This window comes from Rhodococcus sp. BS-15, from assembly GCF_000813105.1.
In the GTDB taxonomy this organism is placed as follows: Bacteria; Actinomycetota; Actinomycetes; order Mycobacteriales; family Mycobacteriaceae; genus Rhodococcoides.
This window is the reverse complement of sequence record NZ_BAOX01000500.1, coordinates 1-1926: the sequence shown is the minus strand read 5'-3', so window position 1 is coordinate 1926 and position 1926 is coordinate 1. Positions and strand designations below refer to the sequence as shown.

The window sequence follows — 1926 nt, the reverse complement described above, 5'->3', positions numbered from 1 at the left end:
GCGGCTGGATCTCGGCCTGATCCGGGTCGGTCGCGACGATGTGCTGACGCGCTGCTGCCGCGCAGACGGCGAGCATCGCGCCGCCGTGCACCTTCGGACCGATGGTCCAGGTGGAGTCGATCGCGCCCGCGAACGACGCGGTGTCGGCGGCGACCTCGAGCGCGGTCAGGGTGGTGGCGGCTTTGAAGGGGCTGGCTGAACTCATTGACGACAACTTACCGGCGGCCTCAGGACAGGTGTGCGCGGGCGAACTGCAGTGCTTGCCCGAGCATCGAGGAACGCTCCGGGACCGTCCGCGCATTCTGCGTGTTGATCTCGATCACCGCCTGCCCCTCGAAACCGCGGCGCACCAGTTCGGTGCACACCTCCACGCACGGCTGGCTACCGTGGCCGGGGATCAGATGCTCGTCGACCGATGCGCCCCGACCGTCGGCCAGATGCAGGTGCGCGATGCCCTCGCCCATCCGGTCGAGCATCTCGAGCGCGTCCGAGCCTGCAGTGGCAGTGTGCGAGAGGTCGAGCGTGTAGTGACCATGGCCGACATCCGTCGGGTCGTACGACGGCGAGAACGCCGACAGGGCTGCGCCCGGACCACCGCGTCGTTCGAGTCGCTGTGCGGATTTCTCCTTGCGCCCGAAGAAGCGGTCGGCGCGCATGGGGAACATGTTCTCGACCGCGACCACCACGTGCGAGTTCGATTCGAGTTCGGCGACCTGATCGGCGAACCCGTCGCTGTACTTGCGCTGCCACCGGAACGGCGGGTGCACCACGACCGTCGCCGAGCCCAGCTTCTCGGCCGCCTCGACCGAACGGGTGAGTTTTGCGACCGGATCCGATCCCCACACTCGCTGCGAGATCAGCAGACACGGCGCATGAATGGCCTGCACCGGCATCGAGTACTCCCGCGAGAGCGCGGCCACCGTGTCGACGTCCTGACTGACCGACTCGGCCCACACCATCAGTTCGACGCCGTCGTAGCCGAGCTCCGCCGCGTAGCGGAACGCCGCCTCGGTGTTCTGCGGGTAGACCGAGGCCGTGGACAGTCCCACCTGAATTCGCTTCGCACCCATCGCTGTGCCGGCTCAGCCGGTACTGAGCTGGAAGGCGAGCGGACCGAGCGTGACGAAGACACCGACGGCAATCGCGATGACGATCGATATCAGATCGTCGGTGCGCCGCAGAATTCTCACCACCGCGACGAGCCCGACGATCACCAGCACCGACAGCACCAGCGCGACCCACGGCAACACGTCCCACAGTTGCTCGAAGCCCTTGAACAGCAGCGCGCCGACGGCGATCGACACCACGGCCTGACCGATCAGCACCAGCCACTGCCGGACGGCACCGCCCTTGCCCTTCACGGCCGCTGCCCGGCGATCGGTGCGCGAGTCCGCAGTCGCGCTGTCGGCCTCCGAGTCCGGTGCGTCGTCGGTTGCAGGGTCGGCCTCGACGTCGGTCGAGGTCTTCGGCTCGTCGTCGATCTCCGGCTTCACGAGATCGACGACCTCGGTGGCGGCGGACGTCTCGGTCTCCGCCTGCTCGTCGGCCGACTCGGCTGTCGGGTCGTCGGCGCGCGCAATACGCGGGGACACCGCAGTCTTGGCCAGGTCGTCGACGTCGATGATCGCTGCTCGCGGAGCGACGTCGGTGTTCGGCTCGGCCACCTCGACCTGCCGCGATGCTCGGAATCCCACCGGCTTGCGGGTCCGACCCTGCTCGGCCGCGGTGGACCCGTACGGAAGCCGATCCGACGTCGCCGTCGTGGGCGCAGCCGGGCGATTGGCGCGTTCGGTGTCGTCGTGCGAGCGGTTGAGCAGGTCACCGGCCACCGTGGTGGAGCCGGACAGCAGTTCCGGCTCGGGCTGCTGCTTGTCGCGCTTGCCTGCCGGTTGAAACGGGGTGGGGCGAGTGGTCTCGCGGCCGGGC

Annotated in this window: 3 protein-coding genes; all 3 read right to left on the bottom strand. The window is 68.6% G+C overall.

Annotated elements, in window-relative coordinates; all coding sequences use genetic code 11:
• Positions 1–205, bottom strand: a 205-nt coding sequence (locus RHBS_RS31270) for an acyl-CoA thioesterase domain-containing protein (RefSeq protein WP_374700678.1), incomplete at its 3' end; no start/stop codon positions are given.
• A gap of 22 nt (positions 206–227) precedes the next feature.
• On the bottom strand, positions 228–1070 hold the full coding sequence (locus tag RHBS_RS27330; protein ID WP_128646902.1) for a sugar phosphate isomerase/epimerase: 843 nt from the start codon (positions 1068–1070) through the stop codon (positions 228–230).
• A 12-nt stretch (positions 1071–1082) separates the two neighbouring features.
• The coding region (locus tag RHBS_RS31265; RefSeq protein ID WP_237669838.1) for a Yip1 family protein at positions 1083–1926 on the bottom strand (844 nt) is incomplete at its 5' end.

What these genes read in the sequence shown, in the direction of transcription:
- RHBS_RS27330 (WP_128646902.1), bottom strand. Translation starts at nt 1,070, where the DNA reads ATGGGTGCGAAGCGAATTCAGGTGGGACTGTCCACGGCCTCGGTCTAC.